Annotated in this window: 19 protein-coding genes; 4 read left to right on the forward strand and 15 right to left on the reverse strand. The window is 61.6% G+C overall.

From position 1 onward, the window contains the following. The first annotated feature begins 82 nt into the window (after nt 1-82). The 4 genes from QM716_RS15600 (at nt 83) to QM716_RS15615 (ending at nt 2027) form a co-directional block, all read left to right on the forward strand. Entirely contained in the window at nt 83-760 is a 678-nt protein-coding gene (locus tag QM716_RS15600) for an Ltp family lipoprotein (protein WP_283304950.1), read from the forward strand. Nucleotides 761-1310: 550 nt separating this feature from the next. After that, a complete protein-coding gene (locus QM716_RS15605; protein ID WP_283304951.1) occupies nt 1311-1487 on the forward strand; it encodes a hypothetical protein in 177 nt (58 codons plus the stop codon). After that, a complete protein-coding gene (locus QM716_RS15610) occupies nt 1474-1710 on the forward strand; it encodes a hypothetical protein (protein ID WP_283304952.1) in 237 nt (78 codons plus the stop codon). The genes QM716_RS15605 and QM716_RS15610 overlap by 14 nt, the downstream gene beginning before the upstream one ends. Before the next feature lie 17 nt (nt 1711-1727). Beyond that, on the forward strand, nt 1728-2027 hold the full coding sequence (locus tag QM716_RS15615; protein WP_283304953.1) for a hypothetical protein: 300 nt from the start codon (nt 1728-1730) through the stop codon (nt 2025-2027). A 178-nt stretch (nt 2028-2205) separates the two neighbouring features. Here QM716_RS15615 and QM716_RS15620 read toward each other — a convergent pair whose 3' ends face one another. From QM716_RS15620 to QM716_RS15690, 15 genes are all read right to left on the reverse strand, one after another. After that, complete coding sequence (locus QM716_RS15620) at nt 2206-2637, reverse strand: DUF6941 family protein (protein WP_283304954.1); 432 nt, start codon at nt 2635-2637, stop codon at nt 2206-2208. After that, the gene (locus tag QM716_RS15625; RefSeq protein WP_283304955.1) at nt 2634-3026 is read right to left on the reverse strand and encodes a hypothetical protein; all 393 of its coding nucleotides are present in this window, start codon (nt 3024-3026) and stop codon (nt 2634-2636) included. The genes QM716_RS15620 and QM716_RS15625 overlap by 4 nt, the downstream gene beginning before the upstream one ends. Beyond that, nucleotides 3023-3436 carry a hypothetical protein gene (locus tag QM716_RS15630; RefSeq protein WP_283304956.1) on the reverse strand — a complete coding sequence of 138 codons (414 nt, stop codon included), beginning with the start codon at nt 3434-3436 and terminating at the stop codon, nt 3023-3025. Before QM716_RS15630 ends, QM716_RS15625 begins: the two co-directional genes overlap by 4 nt. A gap of 138 nt (nt 3437-3574) precedes the next feature. Further along, on the reverse strand, nt 3575-4111 hold the full coding sequence (locus QM716_RS15635; protein ID WP_283304957.1) for a hypothetical protein: 537 nt from the start codon (nt 4109-4111) through the stop codon (nt 3575-3577). A gap of 3 nt (nt 4112-4114) precedes the next feature. After that, nucleotides 4115-5905, reverse strand: a complete 1791-nt coding sequence (locus QM716_RS15640) for a hypothetical protein (RefSeq protein ID WP_283304958.1) — start codon at nt 5903-5905, stop codon at nt 4115-4117. After that, nucleotides 5905-6207 (reverse strand): hypothetical protein, encoded by a 303-nt coding sequence (locus tag QM716_RS15645; RefSeq protein WP_283304959.1) that lies wholly within the window; start codon nt 6205-6207, stop codon nt 5905-5907. Before QM716_RS15645 ends, QM716_RS15640 begins: the two co-directional genes overlap by 1 nt. Further along, nucleotides 6204-7004 (reverse strand): hypothetical protein, encoded by an 801-nt coding sequence (locus QM716_RS15650; RefSeq protein WP_283304960.1) that lies wholly within the window; start codon nt 7002-7004, stop codon nt 6204-6206. The genes QM716_RS15645 and QM716_RS15650 overlap by 4 nt, the downstream gene beginning before the upstream one ends. 11 nt (nt 7005-7015) lie before the next feature. Beyond that, nucleotides 7016-7405: a hypothetical protein gene (locus tag QM716_RS15655; RefSeq protein WP_283304961.1), complete on the reverse strand. Its 390-nt coding sequence runs from the start codon at nt 7403-7405 to the stop codon at nt 7016-7018. Continuing rightward, nucleotides 7402-7776 carry a hypothetical protein gene (locus QM716_RS15660; RefSeq protein ID WP_283304962.1) on the reverse strand — a complete coding sequence of 125 codons (375 nt, stop codon included), beginning with the start codon at nt 7774-7776 and terminating at the stop codon, nt 7402-7404. Before QM716_RS15660 ends, QM716_RS15655 begins: the two co-directional genes overlap by 4 nt. Nucleotides 7777-7793: 17 nt before the next feature. Further along, entirely contained in the window at nt 7794-8378 is a 585-nt protein-coding gene (locus QM716_RS15665) for a holin (protein WP_283304963.1), read from the reverse strand. Between the two features lie 3 nt (nt 8379-8381). Beyond that, on the reverse strand, nt 8382-9473 hold the full coding sequence (locus tag QM716_RS15670) for a hypothetical protein (RefSeq protein WP_283304964.1): 1092 nt from the start codon (nt 9471-9473) through the stop codon (nt 8382-8384). Next, nucleotides 9470-9853 carry a phage gene 29 protein family protein gene (locus tag QM716_RS15675; protein ID WP_283304965.1) on the reverse strand — a complete coding sequence of 128 codons (384 nt, stop codon included), beginning with the start codon at nt 9851-9853 and terminating at the stop codon, nt 9470-9472. Before QM716_RS15675 ends, QM716_RS15670 begins: the two co-directional genes overlap by 4 nt. A gap of 15 nt (nt 9854-9868) precedes the next feature. Then, nucleotides 9869-11446 (reverse strand): Gp37-like protein, encoded by a 1578-nt coding sequence (locus QM716_RS15680; protein WP_283304966.1) that lies wholly within the window; start codon nt 11444-11446, stop codon nt 9869-9871. A 3-nt stretch (nt 11447-11449) separates the two neighbouring features. Then, nucleotides 11450-12286: a hypothetical protein gene (locus tag QM716_RS15685; RefSeq protein WP_283304967.1), complete on the reverse strand. Its 837-nt coding sequence runs from the start codon at nt 12284-12286 to the stop codon at nt 11450-11452. Next, nucleotides 12283-17751: an aggregation-promoting factor C-terminal-like domain-containing protein gene (locus QM716_RS15690; RefSeq protein ID WP_283304968.1), complete on the reverse strand. Its 5469-nt coding sequence runs from the start codon at nt 17749-17751 to the stop codon at nt 12283-12285. The genes QM716_RS15685 and QM716_RS15690 overlap by 4 nt, the downstream gene beginning before the upstream one ends.

The following is a 17751-nucleotide window of genomic DNA, read 5'->3' on the forward strand; positions in this document are numbered from 1 at the left end:
CCCGTTACGTCCGGTCCGTCTGGTTTGATATCTAAACACTCGCCAGGTAACGCGCGAGCAAACAGACTTGAAGGAACGCACAATGACACAGCCGCCGCAGGATCCGAACCAGCCATACGGTCAGGATCCCAATCAGCCCTACGGCCAGCAGCAGCCGCAGCAACCCTATGGACAGCCTCAGCCGGGACAGTATGGTCCGCCTCCCGGTGGTTACCAGCCGCCGCAGCAGCCCGAGCCGGTCAAGAAGAAGGCGAAGAAGTGGCCGTGGATCGTTGGCATCGTCGTCGTGATCTTTGTGATCGCTGCGATCGCTGGCGGTGGCGACAAGGACAAGAAAGAGGACGCAGCGTCAGCTGCATCGAGCGCCACCAGTCAGCCTGTTGCCACAGTGGATGTAACCACCCCTGTGGAGGTTCCCGCACAAGCGCCCGCGACCACTACGACGGTTGCGCCCGCACCGGCCGCCCCCCAGGTCAGTGCGAGTCAGAAGAACGCCGCAAAGTCGGCAAAGCGATACCTCGACATGACCGCCTTCTCTCGCAGCGGCCTGATTGAACAACTGGAATTCGAAGGCTTCTCGACTGAAGATGCAACCTATGCGGTCGACAGCCTCGATGCGGACTGGAACAAGCAAGCCGCATTGAGCGCCAAGAAGTACCTCGATATGACGTCGTTCTCCAAGTCCGGCTTGATCGAACAGTTGGAGTTCGAGGGCTACACGCCTGAGCAGGCAGAGTACGGCGCAAACGCAGCGTACTGAGCCGGTTGACCAACCTTTCGAAACGACAAAAAGCCCCCACCTCGCGCAGGTGGGGGCTTTTTGCTGCCTGAAATAGAGAACCCCCGAGGGCTGCTCGGGGGTTGGTGTGTGGCTGTCTCTCGTTTCTACCGTGATCCCGGGTCATTACCCTCATGACGATCTGCCCGCGTCTGACGCTCTGTCGGCTTGCTCGGTGAGTCTGTGAGCCAGTCTCTGAACTTGTGCCGAAATCGTAACATCGTAAACTGCTGCGACACAAGCGAAATCGAGAAACAATTTCCCGTTCGAAACGGTTGTATTGTCCCGTTCGATGCGGTATATTAATTCTTGTCAGGCCGAGAGGCAAGGCAACAACTAAAGAGAGGAGGTTCGATGAGGACCGATGTGGTCGCTCTCGTCATCGCAGGTGCGAGTCTCGTGCTCCAGGCAATCCAGACCTGGCAGGATCGCAACAAGGACGATGACTAAGTGAGAGGGAACCTGCCCGAAGGTCGCGGGCAGGTTCCCCACCACATCATCTCACCGATCCACTCAAGTCGAGAAAGGGAACATGATGAACGCATACATCGCAGATCGCGGCGTGCAGGCAACTGCAGCATCGGGCGTGATCTTGGGAGTGCTCACAGTGACGGCGTACAGCACGCCAATGCTCGCCATGTGGGCAATCTGGGCAGGCATCGGGGCATGGTCGATCAACAACGCGAGGCGTCGACATGGCACCGCGTAAGACTGCTCGGTACCTGTCCAAGCGTCAGATCGCTGAACGTATCGGCGTGGCAGATCCAACGCTGAGCGGATACAACCTGCCCGAAGCGGACGTGACGATCGGACCGATCAACGACGACGGGACGATCCCACGCGGGACGCACCAAGGATGGTCCGAGAAGACGGTTGACGAGTGGCAGGCGGAGCGGCCGGGGCATGGCGGTCGGCCGCCCCGGTCTCGCTGAAGGTGAGGAGTGTGCGGGTGAACAGGTTCGATCAGCTTGTGGGGGCGTTCGATCGCTTGAAGGGCGGTGTCTTCTGGTTGTGGTTCGCGCTCTGCACAAGTCTGATCGGCCTGCTCGGTTGCCTATCGCAAACCCTGTACATGGGCTCGCTCGTCTGGATTGCAACGGGCGGATCGACGGCGTTCATACTTGTTTGGCGTCGCCAACTCGCGACCCGTGCGCGTAGTGCCGAGATTGCTGCCCGAGCTGACCAGCAGAACCGCGACTACCTCGCTGGTCTGCCTTCGGGAGTGTACGGGCAATTCGGCCCGAACTGAGTTTGTCGGTGCCCACGCCTACAGTCTCTCGCGCGGGGTCGGGAGGGTAAGGGAAGACCAGCTCGGCCCCGCCCTGCACCTCGATCCCGATCGGCAAAATTTTGATCGGCGCGTGAAGCAGAAATGCCCTCGACTTCGGTGTGAAGTCGAGGGCATTTTCGTTGCAGATATTCGCGGGCTACTGACTGTCGGACCGAGCTTGAAACTCAACCGTCGCTTCAGCGTCTGCCGCCGAAATGCTTATCCGGTAGTGACCATGGAACGGGATGTCTACCGCACCGAAATCCGCGACCAGTGGCACAAGTGCGCCAAACGAGTCGCCTCGCGCGGTCGAATTAAGTGTGGGCTGGAACTGACCTTTCAGGTGCGCCACCCGAAGACCGGGCTTGGCAACGTCGTCACTATCGACTGAACGAATCTCGATTTCCATCTCCAGGGTGCGTTCGTACTCTTCCGGCGTTGCAGCCAGAAGGAGCGCGAGATAGAGGTCGAGCGGCGCTGGGTATGTTGGCCTGTCGATCCACGTCACGCCGGCATCGAGGACGTTGAGGATGCCGGAACCCTCGGGCATTGTCACGTGCGTGGCAAGGAACGCGGCAGCAATCCTCATACGGCCAGGAGTTCGTGCGAGGATATCTGCGTAAACAGCCGATTGGGTCGACGCCTCGGCGCAGACACTTTCTTGATGGCGCGATTTGAGAACGCATCACCGGAGTGGAAACTGTTCCAGTCCACCGCGAGGTAGATCAGTCCATGCTGGTCAAGAACCTTGGTCACACTTGCCGTTCCCACGAAATCAGGATCGCCGTCTTCACCTCGCTGAACAGCCAAGACCTCGTCACCTGGATTGAGCGCTCCGTTTGCATCCTCGATTTCAGCAACCGTGATTGCCGGATCCGAGGGATGAAAACTGTTGGGGTCGATCGCGACGGTCACAGTGGCAGGAAGCGCGAAGACGCGAGTCCGCAGGTAGGCGTTCACCCTGGTCATCTCACTCATTTCGGCATCCTCCTCCGGTTGTACGTCCCAAATACGCGCGACAAGTCATCCACGCGAAGACTATCTTCTTCTGATCCTACTGGTATGTCGTAGTGGTCCTTCGGAGGTTCGTTGAGATTGATCCGAAAGCCAGCGTCGACCAACTCCTCTTCTGGAACCAGTGCGACCCACTTCGCGACACGATACTCACGGATTTCTTCACAAACGCGATCGAGGAAGCTCGAAATCGACTCGCCCGGTGCGCGCGTTTTGGCAAATACCGAGACCGCATACCCTGTGGGATCCAGACCTTCGGCTGCTTCAGCCTTGAACCCCTTGCGAGCATTGTCTCTCAAGGCGTCAGGGGTCCAGTTCCACAGACGGGCAACTACTCGCTGATCGACTTCAAGCCGAGCATCTTCTATCTCCAACCGAAGCCACCCTCACATTTCCTCGTTGCGGTCCGCGAATGTTATCAATCGCGCTCGTTCATGGACTGATTAGTGCAAATTTCACAGACAACGAAAAGCCCCCAACCTCGCGATGAGGTTGGGGGCTTTGTCGTGGTGTCAGGCGATGCGGACGTAGGTGTTCACACCTGCCGCGATCGTGCCACCAGTACTGCCGCTCGGAGTGATCCAGATCGTGAACTGATCAGTCCCGACAACGTCAACCGCCCGCGTGGGAATGGTCAATATTGCCGTCGCCGCCGAGATAGTCGAAACGGTGACCGTGCCGCCGGGAACGAGTGTGCCGTTCTTGCGGAGCTCGGCGGTGATGCTGGACATGAAGTTGGTGTTCGAGATGGCCACCTGGGCATTGACCGGTGCGCCCGTCTTCGACCCGTTTGGCGTTAGCGCACTACCTAACAGGGTGGATCCGGACTCGGCGACCATGCCAGTCACCTGAGTCGTGGCGGCCCCGGTCCAGTTCTGCGCCGAAGCATTCTTGGTCATCCCGGAGGGCATGAACGACGAGTAAATCGTTTCCCATGCCGAGCCTGTCCAGCGATGCGACGACTTGATGTCCTTCCATGCGCTCCCGGTCCACATCGTTTTGCGCAGAACCTTCTTCCATGCGCTGCCAGTCCAGCTGTATCCAGGCATTGGCTACTCCGTCACGTGGTAAATGACGCCCGTGATCTGGCCTGTCGTCGGTAGGACGGTCACGAACTGGTTCGCGTCGCCGCGCATCGCCGTCGACGATGTCGTTCCGATCGCAAGATTGGACGACCCGTTGCCAGTGCCCGCACCGATCGCAGTGCGGGCAGCGGCAGCATCGGCAGCCTTCAGGACGTTGCGCCCCACCGTCGTCGCATCGGTGATGTCCGCCGAGGATGTGTCGACCGCACCTGTCCTGCCGTTCACCGACGAGACCGGGGAAGCGGGGTAGGTCTTCTCGCGCCAGTTCGCCAAGGTCGACGAAGGTTCTGCGATGAGCTGCCAGTCGGTGCCGCGATCCGTGCGCGTGCACCAGTCGCCGCGCTGCCCGGTCAGAGCGAGCATTGCGGCCTGGGTTCCGACTGCGCCGAGGAAGTCAGTCAGTGCGACCGCGGGAAGCTGTGCGGCGAGCACTTTGCCGGCGCCGTCGAGATCCGCCTTCGTGGCGAGCTTCGCGGTCAGGCCGGTCACGTCACCCTCGGCGTGTGTGTGCGATGTCGGTGCTTTGCCGTCGAGCACACCCTGCAGCCCGGTGACGTCCGCGACTGCGTGGGAGTGAGCGGTCGGCGGGCGAGCGTTCGTCAGACGCGAATCACCCTCCTGCACCGACATGTCTGCTTTGTCGAGCGAGGTTTGCACCGCGGTCGACGTCTTCTCCTTGATGACCGCGCCGTTCTGAATCTTCACCGTCGAGACGGCGTTGTCCGCCACCGCGCCGGCCGCAATGTCGTCCGCTGCCTGCTCTGCGCGATCCGCTTCGGACTCAGCCCGGTTGGCCTGGGTTGTCGCGTCGACAACGGCTTGCTGTGCCGCATTCTTGTCCGCAGTGAACTGCGTGCCGTATGCGTCCAGCGTCGCGTCGATTGCGGTCTTGGTGTTGTCGACCGCAGTTTTGGTCTCAGCCGCGCCATCTCGAGCATCTTCGGCGCTGCCCTGTGCGGCGAGTGCGCCATTCTTTGCATCGACAGTCGCCTGTCGACCAGCAGCGACGGCAGTTCGGTCATCTGCGACTGCAATCCGATCGGCAGCAACCTGGGCGGCGTCGGCTGCGACATCCTGGATACCCGCGGCTGTCGAGACCGCGAGATCCGCTGCAGTCTCTGCATCTTCCTTGTGTTGTGCAGCAGTAGTTTTCGACTCTTCTGCTGCTGTCGCACTTCCGGAAGCGGCGCTTGCATAGCCTGCTGCGCCAGTCTCGTGCTGACCCGCGAGAGTGGCGGAGTCGCCGGCGGATACTGCCGCCGTCGCAGCGAGTCCGCGTGACTCGCTCGCATTGCTGGCGAACCCTTGAGCTGCATCTCGAGCCGCTTCTGCCGCCGCTCGATCTTGTGCGATCTGCTCCAGGTCCTCACCCACGCCAGCAACACCTTCTGCGGCTGCGACTGCGATGTCACGCGCCTCTTGGGTTTCGTCTCGGTATTGCTTGACGAGTGAGACGACCGGCGGGTCGGGAGTCTCGTAGTCCTCAAGCAAATCCCGCAGTCGATGCACTCCATCGACCGGAAAGACGACGTCATAGGACTGCACCCACGAACCGGCCTCGATAAGAATGCGCCCAGGTCCGCCGTCCAGGGCTGGGGAGGCCAATTGGCCATTGACCGCCCGAACGGCAACTGGTTTCGGGGTGATCAATCCGGTAGTGCCCGACTTCGGACGCACCGGAACGGCGGAGAACGACACGACAACCTCGACACCAGCGACCGCGATATCGGTGAAGTCTTCTTTGATAATCGAACCCATCAGTTCACCTGCCCTATCTCATCACTCGCGTCGGCGAGTAGTGGGTTGATCTGTTCGTCGCACGCGCGTTGCCAGTCGCCACTCCACTGCGCGACCCAATCGGGTTCTGGACCGGTCATCAGCAGCGCCCAGCCATCCGGCAGATTGTCGTAGTCAGCGGATCGAACTACCTGTGTTGCGCCGGTAGACAATTCGATCAGCCAAAGGTGTGGTGCGATCGGGCCGAGATCTGGAGTGAGCGTAGGTGCGGCGAACTCCGCTACTTCTTCAGCGGAGACACAGAGCTTTCCATCGATCATCATGATGTCGATGCCCCTAATGCGGCCCACATCAGTCGGCGTTTGTCGTACTCGAATGCGCTCATGGAAACTGCTGCGGGGAGAGAAGATTGGTTGCCCAACCGTGCATGTCGCGCCTGTGGGACCGTTCCGGCTTGCTCGGAGATGTTGGTCAACTTAATCGCACCATGCCCACGGGTCTTCTGCGCCAAACCTGGCGCGATCTGCAGCGATGCGACTGCAAAGAGCTGGTCGGGCTCCGCCATGAGATTGAGCCCTGTCGCAATGTGATAGCGCTTTCGCTGATCAACCAGGATCGCTTTGATGTCGCCGGAGTCCCAGATTTTGAGCATTCGGTTGTTCGGCTGGTCGTAGCCGTATATGCCGAGATACCAGGCATCGATGCCGAATAGACCTGAATCCGATCCCGTGATGATTCGTAGGACTTGCAGTGGGGTTGCCCTGTCCAAACCACCTCGCATAAAGGCGAACTCGGCTGCGCGTTTGTCTGGGTTGTATGCAGGGACGGTCGAGTCCCAGTTACCGGTATCGGTGTATGTGTCGACGATCTGCATCATCGCATCCGGGAACGAGATCAGGTCGCGACCACCGGCCGATGCGTAGGACGGGGTCGTCACTCCGGTGCGGGTGACGTTCTCGAGGTCTATTAGTTGCTGGCCGTAGACCTGGATGAGTTCGCCCTGGTCCTCGACTTGCTGCTTGACACCGAGGATCTCGGTTCCGTACGCATTCGCCATATCGCCCATGTCGCCCCAGCCTGTGTTCGGGGTGCCACTGGACCAGCCATCGGGTGAAGTCACGTCAAACCTCCCTATTCATCCATCTCGGGCGGGCGGGGCGGGGGCTCGTGACCGAGGTCGACAACCCTGCGGTTCAGTCGCGCGATATGGGTTCGCATGACGAGGACCAGGCGGTCGATCTTGTTGATGGTGCGATCTCGTGCGTCCAGCTGCCCGGTCAGCGTTGCAACGCGACCTTCGAGGTGGGCGATTTCGGTGTCATGTCGAGCCTGCTGCGACGCCCGGTCGACGGCGCGGTCCTGCCGTTCTTTGGCGAGATCGGCTCGGGCTTCGTCCAGTTCGTCGTTCAGTCGGTCGATATCGTCGAGCTTGACCTTCGACCTGGTGCCGAGGATGCCGGTGAGGACGAGCCCGGAAGCGGTGATCACGCCACCAATCGCCGCGATGAGATCAGGGTTCATCTGAGCCCCCGTTCGGAACATCCGCGTGCTGTTGCGACATGCCAGAGTGCGACGAATGACGCAATGGTTCCAGCGAGGACGGGCACGGGCGGTTCGGTCAGTAGGGCTGAGATCAAGATCGCTCCTCCGTACAGTCCCCAGATACCTGCGGCTGCAATATGTCCGGGGACGAAGCCCTTTTTCCGCACCGCGGCACCGATGAGGTAGAGCCCGGTGATGACGAAGGTGACAGTCCACACGGGTCCGATGCCCTCGATGTAGACCACTGCCGAGACTTGCCCCGGTAGCAGTGGTCTACGAACGAGTTCTTCGGGGCCAATATAGAGGAGACCGACAGTGACATGCATTATCCCGGTTGTCGCGGCAGTCAACCGCGCACCGAGCACGGTCAGTTCCCGTCGGTGCGACGATGCTGGCCGGCAGTGTCCTCGGCGTCGTATGCCACATTGCCGCTTGGGATCTCGGTATCGGTGACCTGCTCGGGCGTGCCGTCGATGGCGATCGGCTCAGGTTTGACGGGCGCGAGGGATGGTAGCCCCTTGGTGGATCCGAAGTTGCTCGAGGCTATCGAGGTCAGTGCGGAGACGAGCGCCGCCGTTGCTGCGAGGGTCAGTGCGTCGCGCCAGTTGATATCCGAGAGTGTTCCGGTTGCGGGTATAGCGCCGACGAGCGCACTGACGAAGGTGCGCCCGACGCGATCGGCCAGGTCGATGACAAAGTTCCCAGAGGTGAGCGCCGTCGACGTCGACAGTGCGATCAGGAACGAGACCAGCGCTGCGAGTGCGGCCGAGGACATTGCGGTTGTCCACGAGACGGATGCGATGGTTGCCCCGCCGGCGAGAAAGATGAGCAACGTCTGGATAAAAGTCTTTCCGGTGCGATCGAGGAGATCCAGCCAGAAGGCTTTCGAGTTGATCGTCCGGACGCCCACGATTTCGGCGCCGACGGTGATGATTGCTTTCGATTCAGCCATGATTCAGCCTTCCTGCGCAGCGGTGGGCTGCTGACGGGTGTCGCCCGATGCGAACCGGGCTTGGAGTGATGCGAGAAGTGCTTTGGACTCGAACGCCTCGCGGTGAGCTTCGAGCACCCAGAAGATGAGGGAGCCGGTGCGATCGTCGTTCTCGACGTGGGACTTGTATCCGTCCCAAACGGTTTCGTTCCAGACGTCGGCAAGGCCGGCGCGGGGCCACATCTCGCCCTCTTTCACCTTGACGTTGTCGGGATGAACGATCTGCCGAACGGGTTCGGACTGACCCCACTGCAGGGCAGTGTGCTGTTCGTACGAGAGTGCCACGGGGCCTCCTGGATTCGGTGTGGGCGTCGAGCCCAGGCGCATGATCAGCGCCCAGGTCTTGGGTCCGACAGTTCCGTCGGGTGTCAGCGCGGGATCGGTGCGCTGAAGGGCTGCAATCGCAGACTGCGCATCTCGCCATTTGCCCGTCTGGGGGATAGCGAGCTTCGCCTGCATGTGCTTGATTCCGGCGATCTGATAGGCCGGTTCGCCTGCCTCGCCGGATACCGATTCCTCGGGGCCGTCGAGTGGTCCGTAGAACCAGCCGGATGACAGAGGGAAGGCGTCGGGATCGCCCGCGCCAACAGTCGCGTCGAGGTACCAGAAGTCATGGAACAGTGTGTCGTTCCATGCTCGCGCGGACGCTGCGACGACATGTCCGGAGCGGCCCATGTACATGCCGCGAGATTCGAAGTTCAAACCATCGAATGTGCCTGCGACGTGCGAGTCGTACCCGCCCCCGCCGTGCATGAAGCCGAGCTTGAGTAGTGCGTTCGGCGGCACGTCGGCCTTGTTGCGGGCGTGGATGAGGCCCAGTCTTGTGGCGTCGCCGGTGGCGGATGCGCCGAAGGCTCCAGGGCGGTTGCAGTTCTCAGTGGAGCCGTAGCGCCGATTGGCCTGCATGCCCTGAATATGGGCGGCGACCGCGAATGCGAACCAGCTGCAATCTCCGCCGGGATTGCCCGAACCGCCGTACGCGTAGGGAAGCCAGTCTTTCGTCCAGATATAGGCGCGGGTTGCGTCGACCTGCGCGCGAGTGAAGGTGCGTGTCACGATTCCTCTTCGGGTTGTTCGGCGACCATCCGTGCCACGACTTGGGCGCGCTGATCTTCGGGTAGTTGGTCGAGCTGCGCGACGATTCGATCGGCGACCGTGGGTAACGGTTTCGCGCGCGGTTTGGTCTTGGGCACCCACTTGCTCGGGTTGTGTGGATGAACCGGGCCACTGGCGGGCAGTTCGTATCGGATCATGCAGTCGGCGACGGGACGAAACCCGAGCTTCTCGAGATGCACAGCGAGATCATTCATCTCGTCCGGTTCGAACTTCGGTTCAGTGTTCTGCATTGTCGGGTGCATGAACACGTATGCGTAGGGATGCATGTCCGCGGGAAGTGCCTCGTGCAGTTCAGGACTGAGATTCTGTGACGTGTCCACTGATGTCCTCTCGGGTCAGGTGGCGCTCGAAATCTGACGTAGTGCGCCCATGGTTGTTTCCATGTGTCGGAGTGCTTTCGTGCCGTTCGGCTCGGCCGCGCGGTAGTCGCCGACCGAGAGGGCCCAGAACGGGGCGACGGTGCGTGACCATGACTGCTTGCCGGATGCGATGTTGGACAGCCAGATCCGATCACCGATCTCGAATCCGCAACGAATCCCGATCTCGATGTGACGTCCCATGTAGAAGCCGCCGCTGCCGTCGTCGAAGTCGGCAGCGAAGGAGACGTAGCCGCGGGCCTTGTGTAGTCCGACGCGGCCGGTCTGCAGCCCTGATGGTGAGACCGCCACGCCGCCACCGGTTTCGAATCCGGACTTGTGTGCGTACGGACCCATGGCTGCTTTGCGTTCCTGGTCGGTGAAGATCGCCCAGGCGAGGATGACGTCTTCGACGGTCTTGTCGAAGATGCCGAGGGTGAGCCATGGGAGTCCGATCAAGCTGCCGAGCAACCCGAGCAGGATGTTCGAAACGAGCTTTGCACCTTGGTTAATTGCGTCCGGGCTCTTCCCGCCCGTGGTAATCGTGTGCTCGAGCGGTTTGTGGATGGTCATCTTCGATCGCAGGCCGAGATACTGACCTTTGCGGAGGATGATGTACGGATCGTCCGGGCCGATCGTGCTCGGGTTGTTGTTCGGGTCGGCGATCGTGACGGTCTCGGATGTACCGTCCGGCTTGATGATCCGGAGCAGATCGCGAATCGGATCCAAGATCGTGCCCGTAATACCTGCGGCGACGGAGCGGCGAATGACGTCGAAGACGATAGTCGGGCGGTTGAGCGTGAAGTGTGTCGGGCACGGTTGCGGGTCGCCGGGAAGCCACAGCTTTGCCGTGAGTTGCAATCCGCCGTCTTCGAGAGTCAGCTTGATCAGGTCGTAGAAGTTGTCCATCCTCGATCCGAGGGCTGTCCACTCTGCGACGCCGTCACGTTCGGCGATGTACGGGATCATCACCATCGGCCACTTCGAACTGTCGAAGTTCGCGCGCCAATTCGCCGCGTTCCAGATATCGAAGTGCGGAATCCAGCTGCGTTGCTGCTCGCGCAACAGGTTCCGGTGTGCGAATCCCTTGATGACCTTGATGGAGTTGCCGAACTGTAGGTCAACCTTCGGGGTCTGCACGAGGATCGTCGACATCGTGTTCGGCCAGCACTGCAGGTGCTTCGTCTCGTCGAAGATGTGCAAACCGACGGGGCGAACGAAAGTGATACCCGTTTCGTCGGTTTCGAGCTCGATGTCGAAAACCTTGTAGCACTCCCGCTCGTATTCAGATTCGAAGACGAGGAAGATGTCGGCGTCCTTGGGCTGCTCGATCAACCACTGCGCGAGTTCATCCTCAGCGGGGATCGTGACCGACGCTTCGCCGGCTTCGTTGCAGATCACCTCACGAGATCCATCGTCCTCGCCCCACACGTCCCCGACCAGTTCGAGGAACTTGTCTCGAATGCTGACCCGGGGACGTGCGTTTGCTTGAGCGAGGTCATGCTCGTACTGGTCGTCGATGACCTGCAGGCCTTCGTCGAGGTTATAGACCGGCATGACTCACCCCCAAGGCATTTCGTGATAGCGAGGCATGATCGCCCGCAGCGTTCCGGGCACCGCCGCCGTGATCTCTACCGGCAGCAGTGTCGGCGGTGTGTTCGGCGGGATCTCGTATAAGAAACTCAGACCCTGCAATGTCTTCAGCTCGTTCGTGTGATTGGACGACGAGAGCTGCTCGATGCCGCCGCGCGTTCTGACCTTCCACACGTTGGATTGCGCCTTGATGGGAACCATCCGGCCGGACAACGCATCCGGAAGTTTCGCCGCGGTCATCGGCGTTCCGCCCCACTCCATCCACAACGGCACGTCCGTCGGATTGTGGATTTCGAATTGGTGCGTATTGGTTCCGGCCGGGAAGTTCCACTCAAGTGTGTCGATACCGGATTTGAGGAACGGCCAGCAGGCCACGACGACCATTTCGATTTCGATCTTCGTGGACTGCATGGAGTAGTGCTCCATGTCCGGCGCCATCACCCGATCGAGCCGCACCTTGAGGCTGCGTGTTCCGAATACTTCCGACTTGGTGAACAACTCGGTATCGGCGTACATCGACCACGAACGTTTCCACGCCGCGAACAACTCTTCAAAGTCTCGCCGGGTGAGTCCCTCCAGACGAACCCGGAAGTCCAACAGGCGTTCCTCGATCTTGACCATCCGAGGTGTGGACCCGATCTCGTACGCGCGCGACGTACGAGTCGGGGTCCGGGGGGCTTCCTGGAACAAGCCATTCAGCCCCCCGGTGATCCACGCGTCCTTGGCGGTTCGAGCAGGCCCACCGAGTGCCCAGTCCGCGCCATTGACACCACGGATCGAGATCGACTGCCGAAGATCGGTCATCGGTTCCTCGATCCGTACGTGCGCGAGGACTGGCGCTCGTGAATACCTACTTCGCTCATGGTTTCTCGATCCACCCTTCCCGTGATGTTGTAGGTAGGACCGCCCCGCATTGGTGCCAATTCGAGTGCGCTGCGTGCCGATTCGGGCATGACGTCACCCGGTGCGGTTGTGGCGAGTTGCAGTCGGTTGAGCATCGGGGCCAGCTCCTCGAATGCCTCCGTTTGCCGAGGCGAGAGGACTCGCTCGGGATGGATGACGTTCTTGAGCATGAAGCCCTTACCGAATGCGAGACCGCCCTGGTCGTACCAGTTGTTCTTCTCCCAGAAGGACTTCGCCGCCATCGGATCGCCGTAGCGGTCCTTGATGTACTTCGCACCGGCCTGTCCCTGGATGTAAGGATCCGGATTCTCGTCCGGAAGGTACTGATCCTTGGTCGAACCGAGGAACTGGAAGAGACTGAATGCTCCCGAAGATGGGTTGCGTGCGAGCGGATTCCAGCTCGATTCCTTGCCGATGATCCAGTCGGCAGCGGCCCATTGCTCGCCGCTGTCCCATCCGTACGGCTTGAACGCAGCCTTGACCTTGTCCACGACCGTCATCGGCGCAGCCGGACTCGCCGGGGTCACCTGTGCGGGCGGCTGCGGTGCGGTCGGAGGCGTAGTACCTCCGGTCGGCGCAGGTGCGGACTCCTCCGGTGAGGTCGGGGTGTCGTTGAAGCTCGCTTCGTTACGGTCACCTGCCTGATCGGATCGGCGCCCGTACTCGTCGACGAGTTTCATCCCCTCGAACTGCTTGGAGATCCCAGCCATACCAAGGAGGTCGTTACCCCATTCCGCGAGAAGCGAGGTCCCGATCTGTGCGCCGACTCCACCCCAGTCGACAGGCCCCGGATCTTGACCGGGCTCGGCAACCTTGTCGGTGTTGCCGAAACCGATGCGGCCGAGGACGTCTCGGATCATCTGCAGCTGATCCCAGTTCAGCACCGCCTCTGGCTTGCCTGTCTCGTTCCGAACGACAGAGAGCCCGTTCGGGATCCAGCCACCGGTGTCCCGGAAGAGGGCGAAATCCTTCGCCTTGTCCCAGGCCGAGGACAGCATGTCCCCGAGGTCGAGGGTCTTGTCCGCGAGATACCCCGCGGTCATGTCGCGACCCTTGTTCAGGAATGACGTTGGGATGCCCAGCGCTTCGGGCGGTGGGGTTCCGATCGCCGCGGCGATCCCGTCCTTGATCGGATTGAGCACCCAATCGAAGGTGTCCGCGATCTTGCTCTGCAGGAACGAGCGCTTCTGATCAGGACTCGGCCCACCGCCGCCACCGGGGCCGGCCGACTCGAACGAGCCGTCCGGGCCGATAGCAAGGTGGTACTGACCCGGACGGACGCCGACGAACTGGCTACTGTCCGCGCCCGCTGCCGGCCCGCCGTAGGCGACGTAGTTGTGCGCGCCACCGGATTCGACGTTAGTGGTGGCGTACTGCCCGATACCGGTGAGGGTGCCGGCAGTGTGTCCACCACCAGGTCCGCCCGGGTTGTCGTGCACACCGACCGAAAAGCCCTTGCCGAGACCCGGCACGAATGGTTGACCATTCGGGAAGGAACCGGTCGCCCAGGTCCACTTACCGTCACCGCCGTTGAGGATGGCGTCGGCGATCGCAGACATGTAGCCCGAGCAGTCCTCGAAGCCCCACGTGTACGGATTGCCGTTGCGCATCTTCGCGGCACGGTGACCGTTCTCGAGTGCCTTCTCCCACGGTGCGCCGGCACGAACTTCGCCGCCGTCCTTGTACTTCGGGAGAAGCCAGTCGAACATTCCCTGCGGGTCGACGTTCCCGAGACCCTTCGCAGCCACCTGAGCGCCGTAGGCGTTGAGGTTGTCGCGACCCATCTCGCGAATGAGGTTGCCGCCGTCCCACGTGAACGGGACGCCGCGCATGATCATGTCGCGGATCGCGTAGACGACGTTGTGTCCGCCTGCGCGCTCGACCTCCTTTGCGGTCACCATGTGCTCGCTGTTCGAGCCCCACATCAGGACGTCGTCGGAGGTGCCTGTGCCCGGCCCCTTGATGCGCCCGCCAGTGGCATGTTCCGGAATCGACGGAAGCCGTGACGTTGGCTCCATCCCGAGCAATCCCGATGCCATGTTCCAGGCCTTGAGGATGCCGTCGTTCCACACCGTGTTGATCATGAAGTTGATCGGCTTGGCCAAGAGACCGCGCAGGCTCGACCACTTGTTATCGATTCCTTCGACGGTGCTGGAGAAGAAATTTCCAACACTGCCGAGGGCGTCGGTGAAGGCGGAAAACGCGCGCTTCGCCCCGTCGACCACCGTTGAAATCACGGTGCCGACGAGCTCGAAGTACGGTTTCACGACGTTGTCGTAGAAGAACGACACGACGCGTCCGACTTCGCCGATCTTGTCGCCGAAAAATCCGAGGACGGGACTGATGATGTTGTTCCACGCAAACGACACAGCGTCTTGGATGCCCTGCCATGCTGCTTGCACGATGCCCCGGAAGGTCTCAGAGTTCTTGTACGCGAGCACAACTGCCGCGACCAGTCCCGCGAGAACGGCGATGACTATGCCGATCGGGTTGGCCGTCATTGCGGCGTTGAGAGCCCATTGCGCTGCCGCTGCGATGCCGGTAGCTGCCGAGCTCGCAAGCATTGCGACGCGGCTTGCAATGAATCCCGCGGCGGTTCGCGCTGCCGCGATGATGCCGAGGTTCGTGACCGCGTTCCACGCCCCTTGTGCGACTGCTCCCGCAATCAACGCGACTCGATGCGCAGCGAGAGCGATCGTGTTGCCTGCGAGCGACAAACTCGACCGCCCCGTTGCGGCAGCGAAGATGCCCTGCGCGACCGACGCGGCGAACATGATGCCGTTCCACACCGTCACCGCGACACCCATGAGCTTGACGGCAGTAATGATGCCGAGAAGCAAGGGCGCGAACGGCACCAGTTTCTCGATGACCGTCGCCAAATGCGGTGCGACGAGAGCGAGAATGTCCGCCCACGGTGAGAACGCATCCACCAGTCCGGGAAGGACTGGGGCGAGGTTGACGAGCGCCTGACCGAGTGCGGGCATCAGCTCGCGCGCCATGTCCATGAGTCCGGGAATCGAGTCTTGGATCGCTTGACCCATAGCCGAGAATCCCGGTGCGAGACCGGATGCCGCTTCCGAGCCGAATCCTCGGAAGAGATCGAATAGCGGACCGGCGATCACGCTGATGTTCTGGAAGATCTGCCGGACGCTGTCGAACGTGCCCCGGAGATCGTCGGCGCTGATGTTCCGTAGCTTCTCCCCGAGGTCGAGCAGCCAGGCATTGATGCCGGCCCCGCTGTCTGCGAAGGTCTGCGCTGCCGTGCCCAGGACTTGGATCAGTCCGGAAAAGACAGAGCCGATACCGTTTTCGCCCTGCGAGAGGCTTTGGAAGAACCGGTTCGATCCGTCGATCATCCGATCCCAGCCAGCCAGTGCGGCCGGACTCGAGATCGACGAAACGATCTGCGAGCCGAGGTTACCGAGCGTCGTGGCAAGGCCGCCGAGACTCGGCTTCAGATGGTCAAGCAGTCCACCGAGTTTGACGAACGCACCGGACATCGCCCCACTGAAGCGATCAGTGATCTCCTCCCGGAGGTTCTTCAGTGCCTGGAGCAGCGGTGCGAGTCGTTGCCCGATCATCGCGGCGAACGGATCATCCCCGGATGCGGCCGACTGCTGCGATTCGGCCATGCTCTCGTACGCATCCGCAACCGCCTCTGCGGCGTCGATGTTGGCTTGCGCCACATCCTTCTGCGTCTGGGCTAGATCGGACTGAGCCTCTTGCAGCTGCTCCTGCGCATCGACCTCGCGCTGCTTTGCCTCGACAACACGGTCGGATCCTTCGATACCCTTCGCCTGCGCGTCGGCGATCTCCCCGCGCTGCTGCGCGTTCGATGCCTTGATCTCGTCGTAAGCCTGCTGTGCCTCGCGAACACCGAGGTTCGCTCGCCACATGTCGAGGCTGTCTGCATCGGGGTCGGCCTTCGTCTCGCGGAGAGTTTTCTTGGCTTCGGCCAGCGCCAGCGAGGCACTCTCCTCGTCGAGAGCGAGGCCGGCGAGCGTGCGGGCGTAGCCTTCAGCGTCTCGCTTGGCTTCCTGCCTCGCCTTATTGACCTCGTCCTGAGCCTCCTTGACGTCCTTCTGTGCTTTGACGACCTGCTTTTCGGCGGAGACGATCTGGCGCGCACCCTGCTCGGCAGTGCGGGCCTGCGACTTCTTGGCGCTCTCGATGGCCTTGAGTGCAGACGCACCCTTGGTTGCCGAGGCACCGACCGCATTCTGAGACTTGTCCCAGGCCTTCGCCCCAGCGGACAGACCTGCGAATGCCATCTTCGCGACGCCGATAGCTGGGCCGAGGATGCCCGCTGCAGCCGCGGCGACAGTGCCCATCGCGCCGGCCACTGCGGTCAGACCTGCTACCAGGGGCCCGGTGACGAAAGACGACACAACCGAACCCAGCGCCGACATGGCGCCGAGGGCAACCGCAGACCCGACAGTGACCATCCCGAGGGCTTTGCCGACGCGTGTCAGGATCCCGACCAGCCTGGCAGCTGCTGCCATGAGCAGGAGAGCGGAGGTCACGCGTGCGATATCGCGGGCGAGGATGCCGGCGGCAGCTGCGGCGAGGCGCAGTACGCCTGCAAGTCGTGCGATGCCGGCGCCGGTCATGACCCGCAGCAGTGAGGAACTGACGAGCAGTCCCGCGCTGAAGACCTTCAGTGCTCGTGCCGCTAGGCCGACACCGGTGGCCACCATGCCGACATTGCGGATGACCGAGCGCGCCCCGTCGTTGACGAGCGTGAAACCGACAGCAGCCATGCGCATTCCGCTACCGAGTGCCGAGATGAACCCGGCAGCGAAACTGCGGCCCTCGTCGTTGCCGCGCGAGTGCGAGTTCATGGCTGCACTGACGCCGCCGGCGAACTTCGAACCCGCCTCCTGGCCGCCTCGTTCGAACTTCGAAGTAATCCGCTGGAGGAGAGTTTCGCTGTCAGCCTCGGCTCGCCTGCTGTCGAGCTTGGCCTCGATGCGAGTGACGCGAGCGCCCGCCGTCGAGCGCTGTGACTCAGCGGCATTCAGTGCATTGGCAGCAGCTCGACTATTGGTCTTCGCCTTCGCAACTTTGTCTTCTGCGGCGGCGAGTCGGCTCGCGTCGGTAATGCCTTTGTTGCGAAGGGCCTGCAGTTGACGCTCTGCGGTGACCGCCTCGCGAGTGGCCGCAGATTCGCGACGTCTCGCGTCGGCTGCGCTTTTTGCAGCGGTGTCGAGATCGGACTTCGCCTTCTTGAGCTGACGCTGATCGAACTCGACATCGACATGCTGAGTAACCCTGTTGCGCTTGACTTCTGCGGAGACCCTTTTGAAGTAGCCATTCATGGAAGGCATGACGTTGATGTACGTCTCGGCACCCTGCATTGCGGGCAT

It is taken from the genome of Rhodococcus sp. IEGM 1409 (assembly GCF_030056735.1).
Classification (GTDB): domain Bacteria; phylum Actinomycetota; class Actinomycetes; order Mycobacteriales; family Mycobacteriaceae; genus Rhodococcus_F.

Bases quoted from the DNA above. Each gene is read 5' to 3' on its own strand.
- QM716_RS15600 (WP_283304950.1), top strand. From the start codon at position 83: ATGACACAGCCGCCGCAGGATCCGAACCAGCCATACGGTCAGGATCCC.
- QM716_RS15605 (WP_283304951.1), top strand. From the start codon at position 1,311: ATGATGAACGCATACATCGCAGATCGCGGCGTGCAGGCAACTGCAGCA.
- QM716_RS15610 (WP_283304952.1), top strand. From the start codon at position 1,474: ATGGCACCGCGTAAGACTGCTCGGTACCTGTCCAAGCGTCAGATCGCT.
- QM716_RS15620 (WP_283304954.1), bottom strand. From the start codon at position 2,637: ATGAGGATTGCTGCCGCGTTCCTTGCCACGCACGTGACAATGCCCGAG.
- QM716_RS15625 (WP_283304955.1), bottom strand. From the start codon at position 3,026: ATGAGTGAGATGACCAGGGTGAACGCCTACCTGCGGACTCGCGTCTTC.
- QM716_RS15635 (WP_283304957.1), bottom strand. From the start codon at position 4,111: ATGCCTGGATACAGCTGGACTGGCAGCGCATGGAAGAAGGTTCTGCGC.
- QM716_RS15640 (WP_283304958.1), bottom strand. From the start codon at position 5,905: ATGGGTTCGATTATCAAAGAAGACTTCACCGATATCGCGGTCGCTGGT.
- QM716_RS15645 (WP_283304959.1), bottom strand. From the start codon at position 6,207: ATGATGATCGATGGAAAGCTCTGTGTCTCCGCTGAAGAAGTAGCGGAG.
- QM716_RS15655 (WP_283304961.1), bottom strand. From the start codon at position 7,405: ATGAACCCTGATCTCATCGCGGCGATTGGTGGCGTGATCACCGCTTCC.
- QM716_RS15665 (WP_283304963.1), bottom strand. From the start codon at position 8,378: ATGGCTGAATCGAAAGCAATCATCACCGTCGGCGCCGAAATCGTGGGC.
- QM716_RS15680 (WP_283304966.1), bottom strand. From the start codon at position 11,446: ATGCCGGTCTATAACCTCGACGAAGGCCTGCAGGTCATCGACGACCAG.
- QM716_RS15685 (WP_283304967.1), bottom strand. From the start codon at position 12,286: ATGACCGATCTTCGGCAGTCGATCTCGATCCGTGGTGTCAATGGCGCG.
- QM716_RS15690 (WP_283304968.1), bottom strand. From the start codon at position 17,751: ATGCCCGCAATGCAGGGTGCCGAGACGTACATCAACGTCATGCCTTCC.